The sequence below is a fragment of the Paracoccus seriniphilus genome, assembly GCF_028553745.1.
In the GTDB taxonomy this organism is placed as follows: Bacteria; Pseudomonadota; Alphaproteobacteria; order Rhodobacterales; family Rhodobacteraceae; genus Paracoccus; species Paracoccus seriniphilus.
In genome coordinates, this window is the sequence record NZ_CP067132.1 from 233066 (window position 1) to 249709 (window position 16644).

Annotated in this window: 15 protein-coding genes and 1 pseudogene; 13 read left to right on the forward strand and 3 right to left on the reverse strand. The window is 60.7% G+C overall.

The window, feature by feature from the left end; translation table 11 throughout:
* The first annotated feature begins 2 nt into the window (after positions 1-2).
* The 7 genes from JHW44_RS19525 to JHW44_RS19555 are packed head-to-tail and all read left to right on the forward strand — an operon-like array spanning position 3 to position 9378.
* Complete coding sequence (locus tag JHW44_RS19525) at positions 3-1733, forward strand: DUF3131 domain-containing protein (RefSeq protein ID WP_245847041.1); 1731 nt, start codon at positions 3-5, stop codon at positions 1731-1733.
* Positions 1730-2875 (forward strand): acyltransferase, encoded by a 1146-nt coding sequence (locus tag JHW44_RS19530; protein ID WP_089344168.1) that lies wholly within the window; start codon positions 1730-1732, stop codon positions 2873-2875. The genes JHW44_RS19525 and JHW44_RS19530 overlap by 4 nt, the downstream gene beginning before the upstream one ends.
* Before the next feature lie 10 nt (positions 2876-2885).
* Complete coding sequence (locus JHW44_RS19535) at positions 2886-4712, forward strand: glycosyltransferase (protein WP_089344200.1); 1827 nt, start codon at positions 2886-2888, stop codon at positions 4710-4712.
* Entirely contained in the window at positions 4709-6040 is a 1332-nt protein-coding gene (locus tag JHW44_RS19540) for a DUF3131 domain-containing protein (RefSeq protein ID WP_089344169.1), read from the forward strand. Before JHW44_RS19535 ends, JHW44_RS19540 begins: the two co-directional genes overlap by 4 nt.
* Positions 6037-6918, forward strand: coding sequence for a peptidoglycan-binding domain-containing protein (locus JHW44_RS19545; protein WP_089344170.1), 882 nt, complete (start codon positions 6037-6039; stop codon positions 6916-6918). Before JHW44_RS19540 ends, JHW44_RS19545 begins: the two co-directional genes overlap by 4 nt.
* A 4-nt stretch (positions 6919-6922) precedes the next feature.
* Positions 6923-8443 carry a hypothetical protein gene (locus JHW44_RS19550; protein ID WP_089344171.1) on the forward strand — a complete coding sequence of 507 codons (1521 nt, stop codon included), beginning with the start codon at positions 6923-6925 and terminating at the stop codon, positions 8441-8443.
* Positions 8444-8478: 35 nt separating this feature from the next.
* Positions 8479-9378, forward strand: coding sequence for an alpha/beta hydrolase (locus tag JHW44_RS19555; protein ID WP_179217699.1), 900 nt, complete (start codon positions 8479-8481; stop codon positions 9376-9378).
* 33 nt (positions 9379-9411) lie between these two features.
* On the opposite strand, the gene JHW44_RS19560 is transcribed toward JHW44_RS19555, so the two are convergent.
* Entirely contained in the window at positions 9412-11913 is a 2502-nt protein-coding gene (locus JHW44_RS19560; protein ID WP_089344173.1) for a hybrid sensor histidine kinase/response regulator, read from the reverse strand.
* A 7-nt stretch (positions 11914-11920) separates the two neighbouring features.
* Positions 11921-12427, reverse strand: coding sequence for a putative pterin-binding protein (locus tag JHW44_RS19565; RefSeq protein WP_143811450.1), 507 nt, complete (start codon positions 12425-12427; stop codon positions 11921-11923).
* Positions 12428-12703: 276 nt separating this feature from the next.
* On the opposite strand from JHW44_RS19565, the gene JHW44_RS19570 reads away from it, so the two are divergent.
* The 6 genes from JHW44_RS19570 (at position 12704) to JHW44_RS19595 (ending at position 16192) form a co-directional block, all read left to right on the forward strand.
* Positions 12704-13363, forward strand: a complete 660-nt coding sequence (locus tag JHW44_RS19570) for a response regulator (RefSeq protein ID WP_089344202.1) — start codon at positions 12704-12706, stop codon at positions 13361-13363.
* Between the two features lie 70 nt (positions 13364-13433).
* On the forward strand, positions 13434-14099 hold the full coding sequence (locus JHW44_RS19575) for a Crp/Fnr family transcriptional regulator (RefSeq protein ID WP_089344174.1): 666 nt from the start codon (positions 13434-13436) through the stop codon (positions 14097-14099).
* A 97-nt stretch (positions 14100-14196) separates the two neighbouring features.
* Positions 14197-14409, forward strand: a complete 213-nt coding sequence (locus tag JHW44_RS19580) for a YgaP family membrane protein (RefSeq protein ID WP_089344175.1) — start codon at positions 14197-14199, stop codon at positions 14407-14409.
* Between the two features lie 3 nt (positions 14410-14412).
* Positions 14413-14844, forward strand: coding sequence for a YeeE/YedE family protein (locus JHW44_RS19585; RefSeq protein ID WP_089344176.1), 432 nt, complete (start codon positions 14413-14415; stop codon positions 14842-14844).
* 3 nt (positions 14845-14847) lie between these two features.
* A complete protein-coding gene (locus tag JHW44_RS19590; RefSeq protein WP_089344177.1) occupies positions 14848-15279 on the forward strand; it encodes a DUF6691 family protein in 432 nt (143 codons plus the stop codon).
* 28 nt (positions 15280-15307) lie between these two features.
* Entirely contained in the window at positions 15308-16192 is an 885-nt protein-coding gene (locus JHW44_RS19595) for an MBL fold metallo-hydrolase (RefSeq protein WP_089344178.1), read from the forward strand.
* Between the two features lie 47 nt (positions 16193-16239).
* Here the strand turns inward: JHW44_RS19595 and JHW44_RS19600 are convergent.
* A pseudogene (locus tag JHW44_RS19600) lies at positions 16240-16644 on the reverse strand (integrase core domain-containing protein); the annotation flags it as partial.

The following is a 16644-nucleotide window of genomic DNA, read 5'->3' on the forward strand; positions in this document are numbered from 1 at the left end:
GCATGAAACGTCCTGGCCTTGCCGTTCTGGCAACTCTCATCGCAGCCGTATTCGTGATCGACGAGGTCAGCTTTCCCGCCAATTCGCAGGAAACCGACAGCGAAACCACCGCAAGCACGGAACTGGACCGTGCAGACGCGCTGTTCCCCGGCGACACCCCGATCGCGGATCTTCTGCCGCCCGACCCTGACGCCGCGGCACTGCAATCGCGCCGCGACCTGCTGTTCTCACGCGCGCCCAGTTCGGGCGAATTTTTCGGCCGGCACGGTGCGTTGACCGAGCGCGAGATGCAGATGGCCCGCACCGCCTGGAGCTATTTCGAGAAAAGCTATCAAGAAGATACCGGTCTGGTGAATGCCGTCGGGTCCTATCCTTCGACGACCATGTGGGACACGGCCTCTTACATCAGCGCGCTGGTTTCGGCCCACGAGCTGGGCATTATCGACAAACGTGAATTCGACAAGCGCGCCACCAAGCTGATCGGAACCCTGCGCAACCTGGACCTGTTCCGGGGGGAAGCGCCCAACAAGGTTTACAACACCCAGAGCGGCGCCAAGGTGAACTATGCCAACCAGCCGGGCGAGGTCGGCTTTTCGGTGCTGGACATCGGGCGCATGCTGGTCTGGCTGCGTATCCTCAAGGAACGCTATCCCTATCTGGCCAATGGTGTCGACAATATCCCGCTGCGCTGGAATTTCTGCAATATCGTGGCAGATGACGGACGGCTTTTCGGGTCGATCCTCGGCGGTAATGACGAAACCCGCTACGTGCAGGAAGGCCGGCTGGGATATGAGGAATATGCCGCCAAGGGCTTTGCGCTGTGGGGCTTTGACGTCGATGGCGCGCTGGACCCGCATCCCCTTGCCTATACCAAGATCTATGATGTCGATGTGCCCTATGACGGGCGAGATCCACGCGTGTTCCACAACCAGAACTATGTGCTGACGGAAAGCTATCTGCTGGACGGGCTAGAGATGGGATGGGATTTGCCGATCCCCGACCCCGACGGGCCGCAGGTGGCCTCGCAGGGGTGGCGGGCCGAATTCGCGCACCGGATTTTCCTTGTCCAGCAGCGCAGGTTCGAATCCACCGGCATCATCACCGCACGTTCCGAGCATCAGGTCGAAGGCAAACCCTATTTCGTCTATGACTCGATCTTCGCGGATGGCTATCCGTGGAATACGCTGGACCCCAGCGGAGTCTATCAGCCCGACCGTGCCGCCGTGGCCGCCAAGGCCGCCATCGGCATGTGGGCGCTGTGGGATGTGCCCTATACCGATCTGCTGTTCGAAACCGTCGCCGACCTGTCCGAACCTGACGGCGGCTTCTACGAGGGCCTATACGAAAACGGCAACGGCTATATCCCGCTGCGCACCGCGAACAACAACGGCATCATTCTGGCCGCCCTGCTGTACAAGGTGCAGGGCCCTATCATGAAGTTCCAGAACGATAATACCAGCTTCTGGGACATGGCCTATTCGGGCAGCGATATCCGCACCAACAAATGCCTGCCCGAAAAGATGGTGGTCGAAGCAACCTGCTGTGCCTGTGCCGATCAGATCGAGATCAAGCCGACCGTGCCCTGGGAAGAGTTCAAATATTGCCGTCCGCTGGATCGTGACGCCGGTATCGCCGCTACCGATTGCCGCCCCGAGGAGCAGAGCTTTGCCAAGCCCGAACCGCGGGTCATCCTGCCCGCTGCCTGCCGGGCAAACCGGACCAGCACGCCATGAGTGGCAGATCCTCGCGCATGGTATGGTTCGACGCCAACCGCGTCTTCGCGGCGGTTGGCGTCGTCCTGATACACAGCACCACCGATTTCAGCGGCCGCCCCTTTCCCGATGCGACGGTGGGCGAGCGTATCGTTCCGGTTTTCCTGCGATCTCTGGGCGAGTTTTCCGGCTCGGAGATGTTCTTTTTCTTCTCGCTGTTCCTGATGGCATTGCGCATCGACCGGCGCCGCCCGACCTATCGCGATGCCATCACCACGCAGGCCGAGCGGCTGCTGGTCCCCTTTGCTTTCTGGACGGTGTTCTACGCGCTGTTCCGTCTGGTGAAGGCTCAGGCCTTCGGCTATGCCCCGCAATATCTGGAGCAGCTGACCCAGACCGACACCTGGGTGGCATTCTTCCTGCTGGGCAAATCGCAGTATCACATGCATTTCCTGCCCACGCTCTTTGCAATCTTCCTGTTTTATCCGGTCATGCGGCTTGCCATGCGCTTTCCGCTTCTGGGGGTCAGCCTGTTTGCCACGCTTGGCGCTATGGATCATGCGCAGGCCTTCTTGTGGGGGCTGGATATCTCGCCGCTGGCGCGTGACTATCTGGTGCGGATCACCAAGATCTGGGGCTATGTCGGCTATGGACTGGCGGCCTTCGCGCTGTATTCCCTGTGGCGTGACGGTCTGCCACGCGGCGAATCCAAACTGATCCGGCGTGGCGCCTTCTATTTCGCCTCCATCGCCTATCTGTCGACAATGCCCTTCTTCGGCACCGCCCTGTTCACCGGGCAATGGGGGCTGCGCTCGGGCTGGGACTATTACGGTCACTTTCTGATGCCGCTGTTCATGTTCAGCCTGTTCATGGGCCGCCAATATGCAGATTGGTCGCCGCGCTGGTCACATCTGGCGCGCTATACCTTTGGCGTCTATCTGGTGCATCCGCTGCTGATCGACCTCTTCGACGTCATGGCCTACAAGAGCGGGCTGGCCGGACTGCTGTCACCCGCAATGCTGGTGATCCTGCGTTTCGCGGTGGTCCTGCCAGCGGCCCTTGCACTGGCAAAGCTGATCGAACGCACCAAGCCCATGGCCTGGACGATCGGGCTGGGGGTCGCCCCTTGGAAAATGCGCCACCGCACGGCGGGACAAGGATGACGATGCCATGATGGACGACTATTTCCGCGCCTTCGAACACCGCCGCCCGCCCGAGCCTCTGCCCTATTCCCGGCTGCGGGAAATGCTGTGGCAATTCCTGGCCGTCATGACGCTGGTCGTCGGAGCATGGTATATCCACTGGCGCTGGACCAGCTCGCTGAACCCCGATGCCATGTGGTTCGCGGTCGCGCTGGCCCTGGCGGAAACCTGCGCTTTCGTGGGTCTGGTGCTCTTCGTCTACAACCTTTGGCAGGATCAGCCGGTGACCCTCCCCGACCCACCGGCGACCGTGGAGCAGATCGACCCCGACAACCCGGATCCGGGGCGCCCCATCGCGGTCGATGTGCTGTTTGCGACCTATAATGAAGAACCCGAACTGGTCCGCCTGGGCATTCTGGATGCCAAGGCGATGGATTACCCCCATCCGATCGACATCCACATTCATGTGCTGGATGACGGCAAACGCCCCGAGATGCGCGCCGTGGCCGAAGAAGAGGACGTGGGCTATATTACCCGCGACGGCAACGAGGGTTTCAAGGCAGGAAATCTGCGCAACGCGATGGAGCAGACCTCGGGCGATCTGATCGTCATCTGCGATGCGGACACGCGACCCTTTCCAACCATGCTGGTCCGCACCCTTGGTTATTTCCGGGATCCGAAAATGGCCTGGGTCCAGACGCCGCAATGGTTTTACGATCTGCCCGAAGGCCAGCCGCTGCCCGAGGTGCTTTCATCCCGTTTCGGCCAGCTCGGGGGACGGCTGGGGCGCGCGTTCCAGCGCATCTTCGGCGAATACCGCGTTGGCGCCGATCCTTTCGTCAATGATCCGCAGATGTTCTATGATGTGATCCTGCGTCGGCGGAACCGCGTCAATGCGGCCTTCTGCTGCGGAGCAGGCTCGATCCACCGGCGCGAGGCGGTGATGGAGGCCGCGCTGCGCAGCTTTGGCGACAATGTCGAACGCCGGGTGATTGCCGCCGAAGAGGAAATCACCCTGGAAAGCCGCGAACGCCGCGTCTCGCCGGAACTGATGGACGCCATCCGCACACAGGCCGTCGAGACCGAGGTGCTGACGCCTTACCGCTTTCACGTCTCGGAAGACATCTATACCTCGATCGTGCTGCATTCCGACCGCGAGCGCGGCTGGAAGAGCTGGCAACACCCCTATGTCGAATCCAAGATGCTGTCGCCGCAGGACCTGCTGACCTGGACCATCCAGCGTTACAAATATGCGGGCGGATCGCTGGACATCATGTTCAACGACAATTCGCTGTTTCGTCCGGGGCTGACCCTGCCCCAGCGTCTGATGTATGGGTCTACCTTCTATTCCTATCTGGGCGCGATCTGGAATGTCGTCTTTCTGTTCGCCCCGGCCATCTATCTGTTCACGGGGATCGCGCCGGTTTCGGCCTATTCCAATGATTTCTTCGCCCATGTGATCCCTTTCATGATCCTCATGGAGTTGAGCATGATGGTCGGCACCTGGGGGATATCGGGCTATGCCTCCAAGGCCAGCTATCTGTCCTTCTTCCCGGTCGGATTGCGCGCGATCTGGGCGGTGATGCGCGGTGAAAAGATCTCCTTCCCCGTGACACCAAAGGACCGGCAAACGGGTCGCTTCCTGTCCCTTGTCCGGCCACAGATCGCGGTGCTGGTGATGACCGGGCTCGGCCTCGTCTGGGCCATTGGCGCGCTGGCCATCGGCAGCACGCCCCATACCCTGACCGGCGTCGTCACCAATGCACTTTGGGGTCTGAACAACTGCGCGGCCATGGCAGGCATGATCTATGCCGCCCTGTGGCAGCCCCCGACATCCACTCAAGAGGCACCGGCATGAGCTTTCGTCAGAACCTTCTGCGCGCGCGCGGCCATATCGTGATGATCTGCGCATTGATCGCGGGATTGCTGCTGGTCCTGTGGCTTGAAACCCTGGGCGAGCCTGAGCCAGACTCGACCCGAAACATGGCACAGGATCTGATGCAACCCTTCGAATCCCTCAGCCCTCTGCCATTGGCGATCCGTGGCGAAAGCTCGGAGCGCGACATGAAACATGCGCGCATCGCCTGGACCTATTTCCAGAACAATGTCGACGAGGAAACCGGGCTGGCCAATTCGGTCCACAATTATCCCTCGACCACCATGTGGGAAACCGGGTCTTATATCGTCGCCGTATTGTCCGCCGAACGTCTTGGGCTGATCGACCGCGCCGAAGCCGAAGCGCGTCTGGGCAGGGTTCTGTCCAGCCTTCAGTCGCTGCGGCTGTTTCAGGACACCCTGCCCAACAAGGCCTATCAGACCCGCACCCTGGAACTGGTCGATTACGGAAACAAACCTTCGGAACTGGGCCTTGGCTGGTCAGCACTGGATGTGGCCCGGATCGTGGGAACATTGGGACTGGTCGAGCGCAATCACCCGGAACTGGCTGGTGAGGTCGAAAAGCTGCTGAACCACTGGCAACTGGATCAGATGGTGCAGGGGGGCGAGTTGATCGGCACCAATGTCACTGCGGGCGAAGTTCGCAGGAACCAGGAAGGCCGCGTCGGCTATGAACAATATGCTGCAAAGGCGATGATGCTGTTCGGCTATGATGTCTATCGCGCCTATGAGGTCGAGGACAATCTGATGGTCAAGCAGGTCGAAGGACAGCCGATCCCGGTCGACAGCCGGTTGCATCGCGCCACCACCCCGGCTTTCGTCGTCAGCGAACCCTATCTCTTCGACGGGCTGGAATTCGGCTTTGATGATCGCTCGCATCGCTTTGCAACCGCGATCTATCGCGCGCAAGAGGCCCGACATGCCGAGACCGGCAAGCTGACCGCCGTGACCGAAAGCCATCTGGCCGAGGCCCCCTATTTCGCCTATTCGACGGTCTGGGGCGGAGGCTCTCCCTGGGCAGTGATGACCTTCACGGGCGAGCGGATCGACAGCCGCAGGACATTGGCAACAAAGGCTGCCTTTGGCTGGGACGCGCTGTTTGGGACCGATTATACCACCCAACTGGTCGATGCGGTCGAGGCCTTTGCCGACCCCGAAAAGGGCTGGCCCGAGGGCATCTATGAAGAAACCGGCGAGGTGAACGGCTCGACCACCGCAAACACCAATGCCGTCGTTCTGGCCGCCCTGGCCTTCAAGGCAACAGGGCCCTTGATGCGGGTCGTGCCATGAAAGCCCTGTTGCTGCCCATTGTCCTGTTTCTGGCTGCGCCCGTGACAGCCCTGGCCGAACCCTGTGTCGGCAGCAATTTCGACCGCGCTCTGCCGGGCGCGGTCAATGTCCAGCGACGAACTTCGGATGTGCCGACCGCGCGCTATCCCGGCATCTGGCAAGAGGGCCGGGTGGCTGGCTATGCCTATCAGATCGCCAGCGATTATTCCGCGCTGCTCACCGATCGCCATGACTCGCCAAGCTGGCAAATCGCGGTGATCTGCGAAGCTGGTGCCGAGAGTTGCGAGATATCGACCGAAGGTCAGCCCGACGCTTCGGCAGGCCCCATTGCCGAGGCACTGGGGCGTTGCCTGCTGGGACAGCCTGTCAGCAGCGCCGATTTCTCGCGGCCGGCCCATCTGGCCAACGACGGATTGCCCCTGGATGTCGGCATCACCGATCCTGAACGCAGTATCGACTCGGTCGCTGCGATTGCCACTGCGGCCGGCGTGCAGCGTTCGGCAGAACAGCAGGCGACGGATGGCACCCGGACCCCGGCCAGCGGCAACGATCCGGAAGCGGATCGCCCCGCGGCCATTCCCGACCCGGTGCTGGAACAACCCACCGAAACCGCCGCCGAAAGGGCCTCGAATATCCAGAATGGCCCCTCGTTGGTTCCGGACCAGCCATGTGGCTTGCAGTTGATCGAGCCCGGCACATCGACCGTCCAGACCCTGCAGCGGCTCTTGACGGCGGCGGGATTTCAGCCCGGCACCGATGACGGCGTCATGGGCAGGCGCACGCGCCAGGCGCTGACTGCAGCCCTTGGAGAGGAGGCCGCGACGCTGAGCATCGAAGAGGCCATCCGCGCGCTCAACAAGCAGATGTGTCAGGAGTGAGGGGATGTCGCTGCGGGCGAACACATGGCGCAACAGCCTCGTGATGATCGCACTGTTGGCGACGGCCTCTTCTGCAGGTGCCCAGACAATCGAAAGGAACACACCGCCGGGCTTGTCCGCGCATCTCAGCTGGCCCGAGGATATCTTTCCCGCGCCAAGTGCCGAGTGGCGGCAGCAAAGCCCCGGCCCCCATGCCATCGACACCGCCACCCCCGCCGTTCCCGGCGCGCACGAAGTGCTGCACGACACACCGAATGTCTTTGTCTGGTCACGCTATCAAACCGGAAGTCTGGGGGGCTGGACCTATCGCCTGTTTCCCGATGGCTCGGCCATTGTCGTGGCCGATGATGGACGGGTGGCCTCTGAATACCTGTTGAAGTGTCGAAGTGGCGTCTCTTGTCAGATATCCAATGACAGCGGTGAAATCCTGTCCGTGCCGGCCATCGGCGCGCCCAAGCCACAGCCGCCAGATGACGTGGACGGCCTGTCCATGGCACGTTTTCTGGCGGAATGGATCCTGGCTGGCACCGGGACGCCACCACCCCCTCCGCCGCCGCCACCGGACCCTGTTTCCGAACCTGCAGAGCCTGTGGTCCCCGAGGTGGCAACCGTCGAAGTCGCCGAGGCGCCGCTTGCCGAAGAGACAGAGCCCAACCTGCTGCTTGCACCTGTCGTGGAATGCACCGATCCCGACCCGTTCTATCCCGACAGTTGCACCTTTGGCGATGAGCCGCCCGGTCCTGCCCCCCTGCCCGCGTCACCACAACGCCAGACAGCGGCACCCCCTTCTGTTCCCGCGCGTTCACAGCCTGCCATCCGCAGCGAAACGGCGCGACCCGAGCCCCAGACGCTGGCCGAGAAATACAAGCTGGCATGTTCCATCAGCACGGGGGCGGGGCTGCAGTATAACGACCATGTCACGCAGGAAAAGAAATATGGCAAGTTTCGCGTCAGCCTGGGCTGCAACGCCCAACTGACCGAACGGGTCAAACTGTCCATGGCGCTGATCCAGTATCCGCTTTCGGATCAGCAGGCTCCATGGGATCCAGATTTCACCTATGCGATGGATATTCGCGTCACCGACAAGCTGAGCCTCAGCTACTCCAATTATTCCGCGCGATTTTCCGGCGGCGGCAGCAATCTGGTGTCATCGCTGCTCGAAGGCAGCCTGCGGGCGTCCTACAAGCTGCCCTCGATCCCGATCCCCTATCTGGAGGGGCGCAAGCTGAATTGCTCGATCGGGCTGGGGCTGAGCGACCCCAGTTCGGATGCCGCCACCTTGTTCTGTCACAGCTCGATCACCGACAAGCTTTGGGCAGGTGTCACCCTCTATGCCTATCCGGCAGACGCGCAAGAGCCATGGAACCCGGACTATTCCTATATGGCCACCTACAAGATCAATGACCGGATGGCCCTGAACTATTCGAATTTCAGCAGCAACCGCTGGCCCTGGAACCGGGGATCCTCTCCGGGACCGGGCATTCTGGGCGGCTCGCTCAGCCTGTCATACAAATTGATATTCTGAGGGGAAACATGCGGTCAGGACGGATCATCACTTGGATGTGCGGCGCCCTTTCCGGCGCGCTTCTGACATGGGGCGCGGCGCAGGCCGAGGTCCGCATGGAAAATGTCATCGCCAGCAAGGTTCTGGGCGAGCCGGTCCGCTACGCCATCTATCTGCCGCCCGATTACCGACAGGACAAACGCGAGTATCCGGTTCTGTATCTGCTGCATGGCGGGGGAACCGGGCAGCCCGCCGATTGGTTCACCCTGGCCGGGATTGACCAATTGCTGGACCGGCTGATCAAGGATGGCCGCATCCGTCCCGTGATCGCGGTCGCCCCGGATGGGCGGCGCGACGCGGACAACATCGTGGCCACCTATTTCCTGGATGATGCCGATGGCACGAGACGTTGGGAAACGATGTTTTTCGACGAGTTCATGCCGGCCATCGAACAGCGCTATCCGATCATTCCGGGCGGAGACAATCGCGTCATTCTGGGCATTTCCATGGGGGCGTTGGCGGCCATCGTCTACCAGTTGCAGGCCCCCGATGAATTTGCGGGAACGATCGCACTCAGCCCCGCCTTCCGCAGGGATGAGCAACTTCTGGCCCTGTCATCCTCAGGCTATGAGGCGCGATATGGCGGGCTGCTTGGCACGGGGCTGGAAGGTGCCGACCGGATGACTGACGACTGGGAAAAGCTGCGCCCCGAAAGCCTTGTGGCCGAGGCAGACATGTCGCGCCTTGGGCGCATACCGCGGCTGCTGATTGATCTTGGCGCAGAGGATCCCTTCTTTGCCGGAGCGGCGGATCTGCATCTTGCGTTGAAAGGCGCCGGCATCCGGCACCGGTTCAGGGTGCAGGAAGGGGGGCACGACTGGGTCTTCTGGCGCTCGGCCCTGAAGGAAGCGCTGCTCCATGCCGATGCGGTATTGACCCGCGACTATGGCGAATAGCACGGACCGCGCCTTGCAGGCCCGCCCTTCCCACTAGAAGCCAGTGTTGTTTCTTTCGCGGTCAAGCCGGATCAGAATATCTGAACGCGCGCGCCGCCAATCCTGTTCGGGCAGGGTTTCGATATATTGCAACGTCTTGTGCAACTGCATCTGCCCCAGAACGGCCGCTGCCCCGGCAATCCGATGTGCGGCATCCCGGTGACCCTGCAACAGTTCGGCCGCGCCATCCAGCTGTCCCGCCAATTCGGTCAGCTCATCAGTCAGCTTGCCCAGCTGCTCACGATAGGCGTCCTCGCCAAATCGTGCGATGAAATCCGCGGCAAGACCCCTTCCGGATTCAGTTTTTTCGGGTTGATCGCTGTGGGCAGCAAGTTTCTGCGTCAGCCGTGCCAGCGTGATCGGCTTGATCAGCATGTCGTCGAATTTCGCCAGAATCCTTTCGCGATCCTGCCGTCCGGTATGGGCAGTGATCGCAATGGCAGGTGCCTTCGCCGTCGGAACCGGCAATTCGCGAATTTCGGCCAGCGTCTGCAACCCGTCCTTGCCGGGCATGCTGATATCAAGAAGCAACAGGTCGAAATGCCCCTTCCGCGCCAGTTCGATCCCCTTGTCGCCGCCATCCGCGCTTTCGAAGCTGCAGCCAAGATCACCCAGCATATGTTCCAGAATCATGCGATTGACCTCATTGTCCTCGACAATCAGCACATGCAGCGGACACTGTCCGACCTCATTGGCATCGGCGTCCTCTCGGTCGATGGCGGGCTGCGCCTTGCCCTGCACCAGCGGCACCCGCATGGTGAACATGCTGCCCTCGCCTTCAAGGCTTTGCACATCAATGCTGCCGCCCAATGCCTTGATCAGCCGCGCCGTGATCGGCAGTCCAAGTCCGGTGCCGGGATTTTCACGTGCATAGGCCGTGTCGATGGTCACAAATTCTTCGAAGATCCGGTCGATGTTCTCTTCGGAAATTCCGACGCCCGTATCCGAAATACGGAACTCGACCATATTGTCCCTTGCCAGTTTTTCGATCTCGACCGAGATCACGCCATCGCGGGTGAACTTGACCGCATTTCCGATCAGATTCACCAGACATTGCTGCAGGCCACGTTTGTCGCCCGTCACCATGCCGATCCTGCCACCCACGAATTCGCTACGCAACTCGTTCCCGCGCGCGCCTGCGGCAGGACGCAGGCTGTCGATCAGATTTTGAATCAGTTCGGCCAGATCGAAACTTGCCCGTCGGCTTTCAGCCTGATCGGAATCAAGCCGGGACAGGTCCAGCACATTGTTCACATGCGACAGCAGCAGTTCACCCGATACGCCAATGGCCCGCAACAGCCGCTGCTGCCGTTCGGTCAGATTGTCGCCACGGATCAATTCCAGCGAACCAAGGATCCCGTTCAGTGGCGTGCGCATTTCATGGCTCATGACGGTCAGCAATTGTGATTTTGCCTTCTCGCCGGCCTGTGCCTTGTCGCGGGCCTCGCGCAGTTCCTCTTCGGCCTTCAACTCGGGAGTGATGTCGCGGATATAGGCGACGAATACTTCATGTTTGCCCGTGGCCGCGGATGAGATCGACAGTTCAATGGGGAATATCTCGCCCGATTTGCGCATGGCCGTGATGCGGATGCGCCCCTGACCGACCAACTTGCGTTCGCGCGTGGTCAGATAATGGTTCATGCCGGCATGATGGGCCGCGCGCAGTTCAGGCGGCACGATCATTTCGGCCATGTCGGCCCCAATGGCTTCTTCGCGGGAATATCCGAAAATCTCTTCGGCGCCGCCATTGAACTCGACAATCTGGCCGTCGGTATTCACGACCAGAATCGCATCAAGGGACGAACTTACCGCCGCCTCGAAACGATTGCGGGCTGTTTCGCTGGAACGTGCGGCACGCCGCCCCTGCACGTAGAGTCTCTGAACCAACAGCATCGACAACAGCAATCCAGCCACCAGGACGACGCCGGTCAGCGCAAGCTCGCGCATGGTATTGAATATCTCGGTGCGCCGCTGATCGGCCGCTTCGGCAAATCGCGAAATCCCGGCCAGCGTCAGACTGCGGATTTCCGGCACCAGCCGCTGGGTCCGCCGGCCGATTTCATCCAGCGCCGCGGCAAGTTCCGTATCGGAGCCATCAATATAGGGAACCAAATCCGCAAGGAACTGTTGCGCCGCAGCCAGATTTCCCTTGGCAACGGGATCCTCGCGCAGCGCAGCATAGATCGGGCTGTCGCCCACCGTCATCAGCCGGCCATAGAAAATGTCGAAACGCGTGCGGACGTCCTTCAGGTCAGGCGCTGGCGAAACCTGCGCCCTGTGAACCGAAGACTCCAGACGCAGCAGTTCGACCTCGACCTGCGACAAATTCCAGCGGATGTCATCGCTGGGGGCCGTGGACAGGTTTTCCAGCCCCCGCAGGGCCTGGTTCGACAGGTTCAGGATCTGCCCCAGAATGAGAATGATCGCAGCAATCCAAAGCGCCTGTTTCCACCTGCGTTGAAGATATATCCGCAGCGACCATTTTTTCCTGGGCATTCAGATCCTATTCCTGATCGACGATGTCGATCCTTGCCAATTGCCAGATACTGCGCGAGTAATATTTTTCGCCATTATACTCAGGGTTGTCATCAAAAGGATAGACAATCCACAAGGGGCCTTTCTCGCGCACGGCCATTTCCTTGCCATCGACCAGATAGGCCAGAAGCGCACCGCCCTCGACAGCGTCCTCCATGGGAATCTCGATGGCATAATCGTTCAATGCGGTGGCCAGGATTGCATCGCCTTCGCCGCCGACAGCCTCGACCAGATCCACCAGTTCGATGCCGGTGAAGGTCAGGGTGCCCTTGGTCCAGACGGTGGACGTCTCGACGACGGTGGCCGGTAGCGCCTTGAGCGCATCGATGTCAAAGCGGGTTGGCGCATCAGGCGAGATATTGCCGCCAATGGTCAGAATGACGTCATCGGGCGTCACCGCGGATTCCCCGGCAAGGCCCGGCAGGGAAGTCGCCAAGAGCGAAAGGGTTGCGACAAAAGTGCTGCGATAACTCATGACATTCTCCAACAATCGGATCAGAGTGCATTATACGCAGCCATGGCCCTCCATCAAACGCGCATAGAGGTATAACCCCATATCCTAAAGGTCATGTCGCAATTGCGCTTTGGGTCAGGGCAGAAGCATGTGTTTCTATTGACAGCTCCGACAAGTTTGGTCGTGATAAGGAAATACAGACTTGCACGTCACAGGCGAGGAGGCCTTCCACTTCATGTGTGATCGAAACCACCCATGATCGCGATCGGCAGATTTCAGGCGCGCGTAGCTGTCCGAATGCCCGCCGAGGCACAGACCGGCGCCGGCGGAACGGCGGCGGCGACGCGTATCCTGCTGGCCGATGATCACGAGATGGTGCGCGATACGCTGGCATCCTATCTGCGCAGTGAAGGCAATGCCGAGGTCGTGGCGGTCGCCGATTTCGACGCGGCATTTCGCAGGCTGAAGGCGGGCGAGACCTTTGACCTGGTGCTGCTGGATTTCAACATGCCGGGGATGAACGGGCTGGACGGGCTTGATCGCGCCATTGCCGTTGCCGGCGATGCGCCTGTTGCCATCCTCAGCGGAACCGCCCCGGCCTCGATCGCGCAGCAGGCCATAGATGCAGGGGCCGCAGGATTCATCCCCAAGGCCATGGGCGCAAACTCGCTGGTCAATGCTGTCCGCTTCATGGTGATGGGCGAAACCTTCATCCCCGCTGCCGCGCTGATGGCCGAGGAAACGCCCGGACAGGCCGATTTCGTCAAGAATCTGAGCAAACGGCAGATCGAAGTGCTGACCGGACTTTGCCGTGGCAGTTCCAACAAGGAAATCGCCCGCGAACTGGACCTTCAGGAAGTGACCGTCAAACTGCATGTCAGAACGCTTTGCCAGAAGATCGGCGCCAAGAACCGCACCCATGCCGCGATGATCGCCAAAGAGGCCGGATTCACCTGAATCCGCGCAGGACGTGCCGCCCTGTCACCTCAGCCCCAAAAGGTCTTGTCCCCATGATGCGGAATTCAGCATGAAGATCGACGACTGGACAGAGCGGTTCCAGGGCACCCGCGCCCTTCCCCGCCCGGTGCGCGACCGGTTGCTGCAGGTCGCCCGGATCGTGCGGCTGAAAAAGGGCGAACAGGTCTTTGGACCGAGGAACATCCCTGACAGTCTTTTCTTTCTGTATGATGGCCGGATCCGTGTGTCCCAGACATCCGAGAATGGCCGCGAGATCGTGCTGTATCGTGTCGATGCCGGGGAAAGCTGCGTGCTGACCACGGCCTGCATGCTGGCGGAAGAGGCCTATCATGCCGAAGGCATCGCCGAGACCGACATCACCGCCATCGTGCTGCCCAAACCGGCCTTTGACCAATTGGCCGCGGAAGAGGCCGCCTTTCGCAATTTCATATTTGCCGCCTATTCGCGCCGCCTCATCGATCTGCTGCGCGTCGTCGATGACGTCGCCTTTGGGCGCATAGACATGCGGCTGGCCGAGCGGCTGCTGAGCCTTGCTGGCGACCGCAGGGAGATCGCTGCAACCCATCAGGAACTGGCCAGTGAGCTGGGAACCGCGCGCGAGGTGATTTCCAGAGTGCTGCATGATTTTCAGAAACGCGAGTTGATTGCCCAGTCGCGCGGACATATCACCTTGCTGAACCGCGCGGCCCTGCAGACCCTTGCCGGCAGCGGCTGACAGATGCCTTCGCTTTTTCCGATTTGCGTGACAATGTCACTGAAGATGCCGGATCTGCAGGCTATCCTGACTGCAACTCTTGTGACTGGAGGTTGTCATGTCGATCAATGTCGGAACGTTTGACCGGGTCTTTCGCGCGATCCTTGGGCTGGTCCTCTTGTATCTCGCCTTTCTCAGCGGCCTGCCGGCCTTTGACGGCGCAATCCTGAAATATGGCGCGGCCCTTGTCGGCATCGTGATGCTGGTCACTGCCGCGACCCGCGTTTGCCCGCTCTATTCGATCTTTGGCTTCAAGACCTGCAGGACCTGATCCATGGAAACCACGTTCACTCCCCTTGCCTCTCTGGGTGGCGGTCTGGCCATCGGGCTGGGCGCGGTGCTCTTGATGCTGGGCCTGGGGCGTATTCTTGGCGCAACCGGCATCATCTCGGGGCTGGTTTTCGCTGAGAACCGTGATGAGGGCCTTTGGCGCGGCGCAATGGTGCTGGGCATGGTTCTGGCCCCCGGCCTGATCTATCTTGTCACCGGCAGCATGCCCGCGCTGGAAGTGCCGGTCAGCCCTGCCATGATTGTCGTCGGCGGCGTCATTGTCGGTCTGGGTGCCAGCCTTGGATCCGGCTGCACCTCGGGTCACGGCGTCTGCGGGCTGGCGCGGCTGTCACGCCGATCACTGGTCGCGGTGCCGGTCTTCATGGCGACGGCGGCCATCACGGTTTTCCTGATCCGCCATGTTTTCGGAGCCTAGACCATGAGATTGATATATGCCCTGATTACCGGACTGGTCTTTGGCATCGGCATCGCCCTGTCGGGAATGATGAATCCGGCAAAGGTGCTGAACTTCTTCGATCTGGCGGGACATTGGGATCCCAGCCTTGCCTTCGTGATGGGTGGTGCCCTGATCGTCACATTCTTCGGTTATCGGCTTGTCTGGCGCAGAAAGGCCCCGCTGTTTGGCGGGCGGTTCCAGATCCCCGGCGCGACGGAGATCGACGCCAAACTGATTGGTGGTGCGGCCCTTTTCGGCGTGGGCTGGGGCATCGCAGGATTTTGTCCCGGCGCGGCATTGCCCGCCCTGGGCACCGGACGCTGGGAGGTGGCCCTGTTCGTTGCATCCGTGATCGGCGGCATTTTCCTGCGCCGCCTCTTGACCCCGACGAAACGCGCGGGCGCAACAGCCTGATCCGAATTGATACGCATTGGAGGAACACATGACCGATTATCCCGTGAACATGGACATCAAACCGGACGTTCAGGCGTTCTTCGATGACGCGACGAATACCATCAGCTATATCGTCAAGGATCCTGAATCCGACGCCTGCGCAATCGTCGATAGCGTCATGGACATCGACTATGCCGCCGGTCGCATCACCTATGACCACGCCGATGAGTTGATCCGTCAGATCAGGGCGCAGGGACTGAAGCTGGAGTGGATCATCGAGACCCATGTCCATGCCGACCACCTGAGTGCCGCGCCCTATATCCAGCAGGAACTGGGTGGAAAGATCGGCATCGGTGCAAAGATCATGGTGGTGCAGGATACCTTTGGCAAGATCTTCAATGAAGGCACCGAATTCCAGCGCGACGGCAGCCAGTTCGATGCGCTGTTCGAGGATGGTGACACCTATCAGATCGGCAGCATGACGGCCTTTGCCATGTATACCCCCGGCCATACCCCGGCCTGCATGACCCATGTGGTGGGCAATGCCGCCTTTGTCGGCGATACGCTTTTCATGCCCGATGGCGGCTCGGCCCGTGCCGATTTCCCGGGGGGTGATGCCGGCACGCTCTATGACAGCATCCAGAAGGTCCTGTCCCTGCCCGATGAAATGCGCCTGTTCATGTGCCATGATTACGGGCCGAATGGGCGCGATATTCAGTGGGAAACCAGCGTCGGCGAAGAGAAGGCGCATAACATCCATGTCGGCGGCGGCAAGACCAAAGAGGAATTCATCAAGTTCCGTACCGAGCGCGATGCCCAGCTTGCTATGCCACGGCTGATCATCCCGTCGCTTCAGGTCAACATGCGCGCCGGACGGGTTCCCACCGACAAGGACGGCAGACCCATGCTGAAAGTGCCGGTCAACGAATTGTAAGACGGCTGCACCGCTGCCTGTTTCATGGCTACCTTGTCCGGTTCGCGTCAGGCGAGAAGGCTCGGGATGATGGCCATGTCCCGAAACGAGACATAGCTGTTTAGTCCCGGCATTTGGTGGATCGGATTTCGGGTTAAACGATCAGGCTCTGAGGTCCAGATCTTGCAGATGTATTCGTAGGGCGTAAGGCCGCTGAGGGTCTTGAGTCTGCGGCCGAAATTGTAGGCTGCCAGGAAGTCCGCAAGACGGGTGCGGAGTTGGTCGTGGTTGTCGTAATGGAACCGCTTGACGGTCGCCTCCTTGATCGTGCGGTTCATCCGCTCGACCTGGCCATTCCTCCACGGGTGCTTCACCTAGGTCAGTCTGTGCTCGATCTCATGCTCCCGGCAGACGCGGTCAAAGATGTGTTCGAAAGCATTCGTATCGCGGCTTCGATTTGCGAATTGCACGCC

Excerpts from the sequence above, each read along its gene's own strand:
- JHW44_RS19525 (WP_245847041.1), top strand. The coding sequence starts at position 3 with ATGAAACGTCCTGGCCTTGCCGTTCTGGCAACTCTCATCGCAGCCGTA.
- JHW44_RS19530 (WP_089344168.1), top strand. The coding sequence starts at position 1,730 with ATGAGTGGCAGATCCTCGCGCATGGTATGGTTCGACGCCAACCGCGTC.
- JHW44_RS19535 (WP_089344200.1), top strand. The coding sequence starts at position 2,886 with ATGGACGACTATTTCCGCGCCTTCGAACACCGCCGCCCGCCCGAGCCT.
- JHW44_RS19540 (WP_089344169.1), top strand. The coding sequence starts at position 4,709 with ATGAGCTTTCGTCAGAACCTTCTGCGCGCGCGCGGCCATATCGTGATG.
- JHW44_RS19545 (WP_089344170.1), top strand. The coding sequence starts at position 6,037 with ATGAAAGCCCTGTTGCTGCCCATTGTCCTGTTTCTGGCTGCGCCCGTG.
- JHW44_RS19550 (WP_089344171.1), top strand. The coding sequence starts at position 6,923 with ATGTCGCTGCGGGCGAACACATGGCGCAACAGCCTCGTGATGATCGCA.
- JHW44_RS19555 (WP_179217699.1), top strand. The coding sequence starts at position 8,479 with ATGTGCGGCGCCCTTTCCGGCGCGCTTCTGACATGGGGCGCGGCGCAG.
- JHW44_RS19560 (WP_089344173.1), bottom strand. The coding sequence starts at position 11,913 with ATGCCCAGGAAAAAATGGTCGCTGCGGATATATCTTCAACGCAGGTGG.
- JHW44_RS19565 (WP_143811450.1), bottom strand. The coding sequence starts at position 12,427 with ATGAGTTATCGCAGCACTTTTGTCGCAACCCTTTCGCTCTTGGCGACT.
- JHW44_RS19570 (WP_089344202.1), top strand. The coding sequence starts at position 12,704 with ATGCCCGCCGAGGCACAGACCGGCGCCGGCGGAACGGCGGCGGCGACG.
- JHW44_RS19575 (WP_089344174.1), top strand. The coding sequence starts at position 13,434 with ATGAAGATCGACGACTGGACAGAGCGGTTCCAGGGCACCCGCGCCCTT.
- JHW44_RS19580 (WP_089344175.1), top strand. The coding sequence starts at position 14,197 with ATGTCGATCAATGTCGGAACGTTTGACCGGGTCTTTCGCGCGATCCTT.
- JHW44_RS19585 (WP_089344176.1), top strand. The coding sequence starts at position 14,413 with ATGGAAACCACGTTCACTCCCCTTGCCTCTCTGGGTGGCGGTCTGGCC.
- JHW44_RS19590 (WP_089344177.1), top strand. The coding sequence starts at position 14,848 with ATGAGATTGATATATGCCCTGATTACCGGACTGGTCTTTGGCATCGGC.
- JHW44_RS19595 (WP_089344178.1), top strand. The coding sequence starts at position 15,308 with ATGACCGATTATCCCGTGAACATGGACATCAAACCGGACGTTCAGGCG.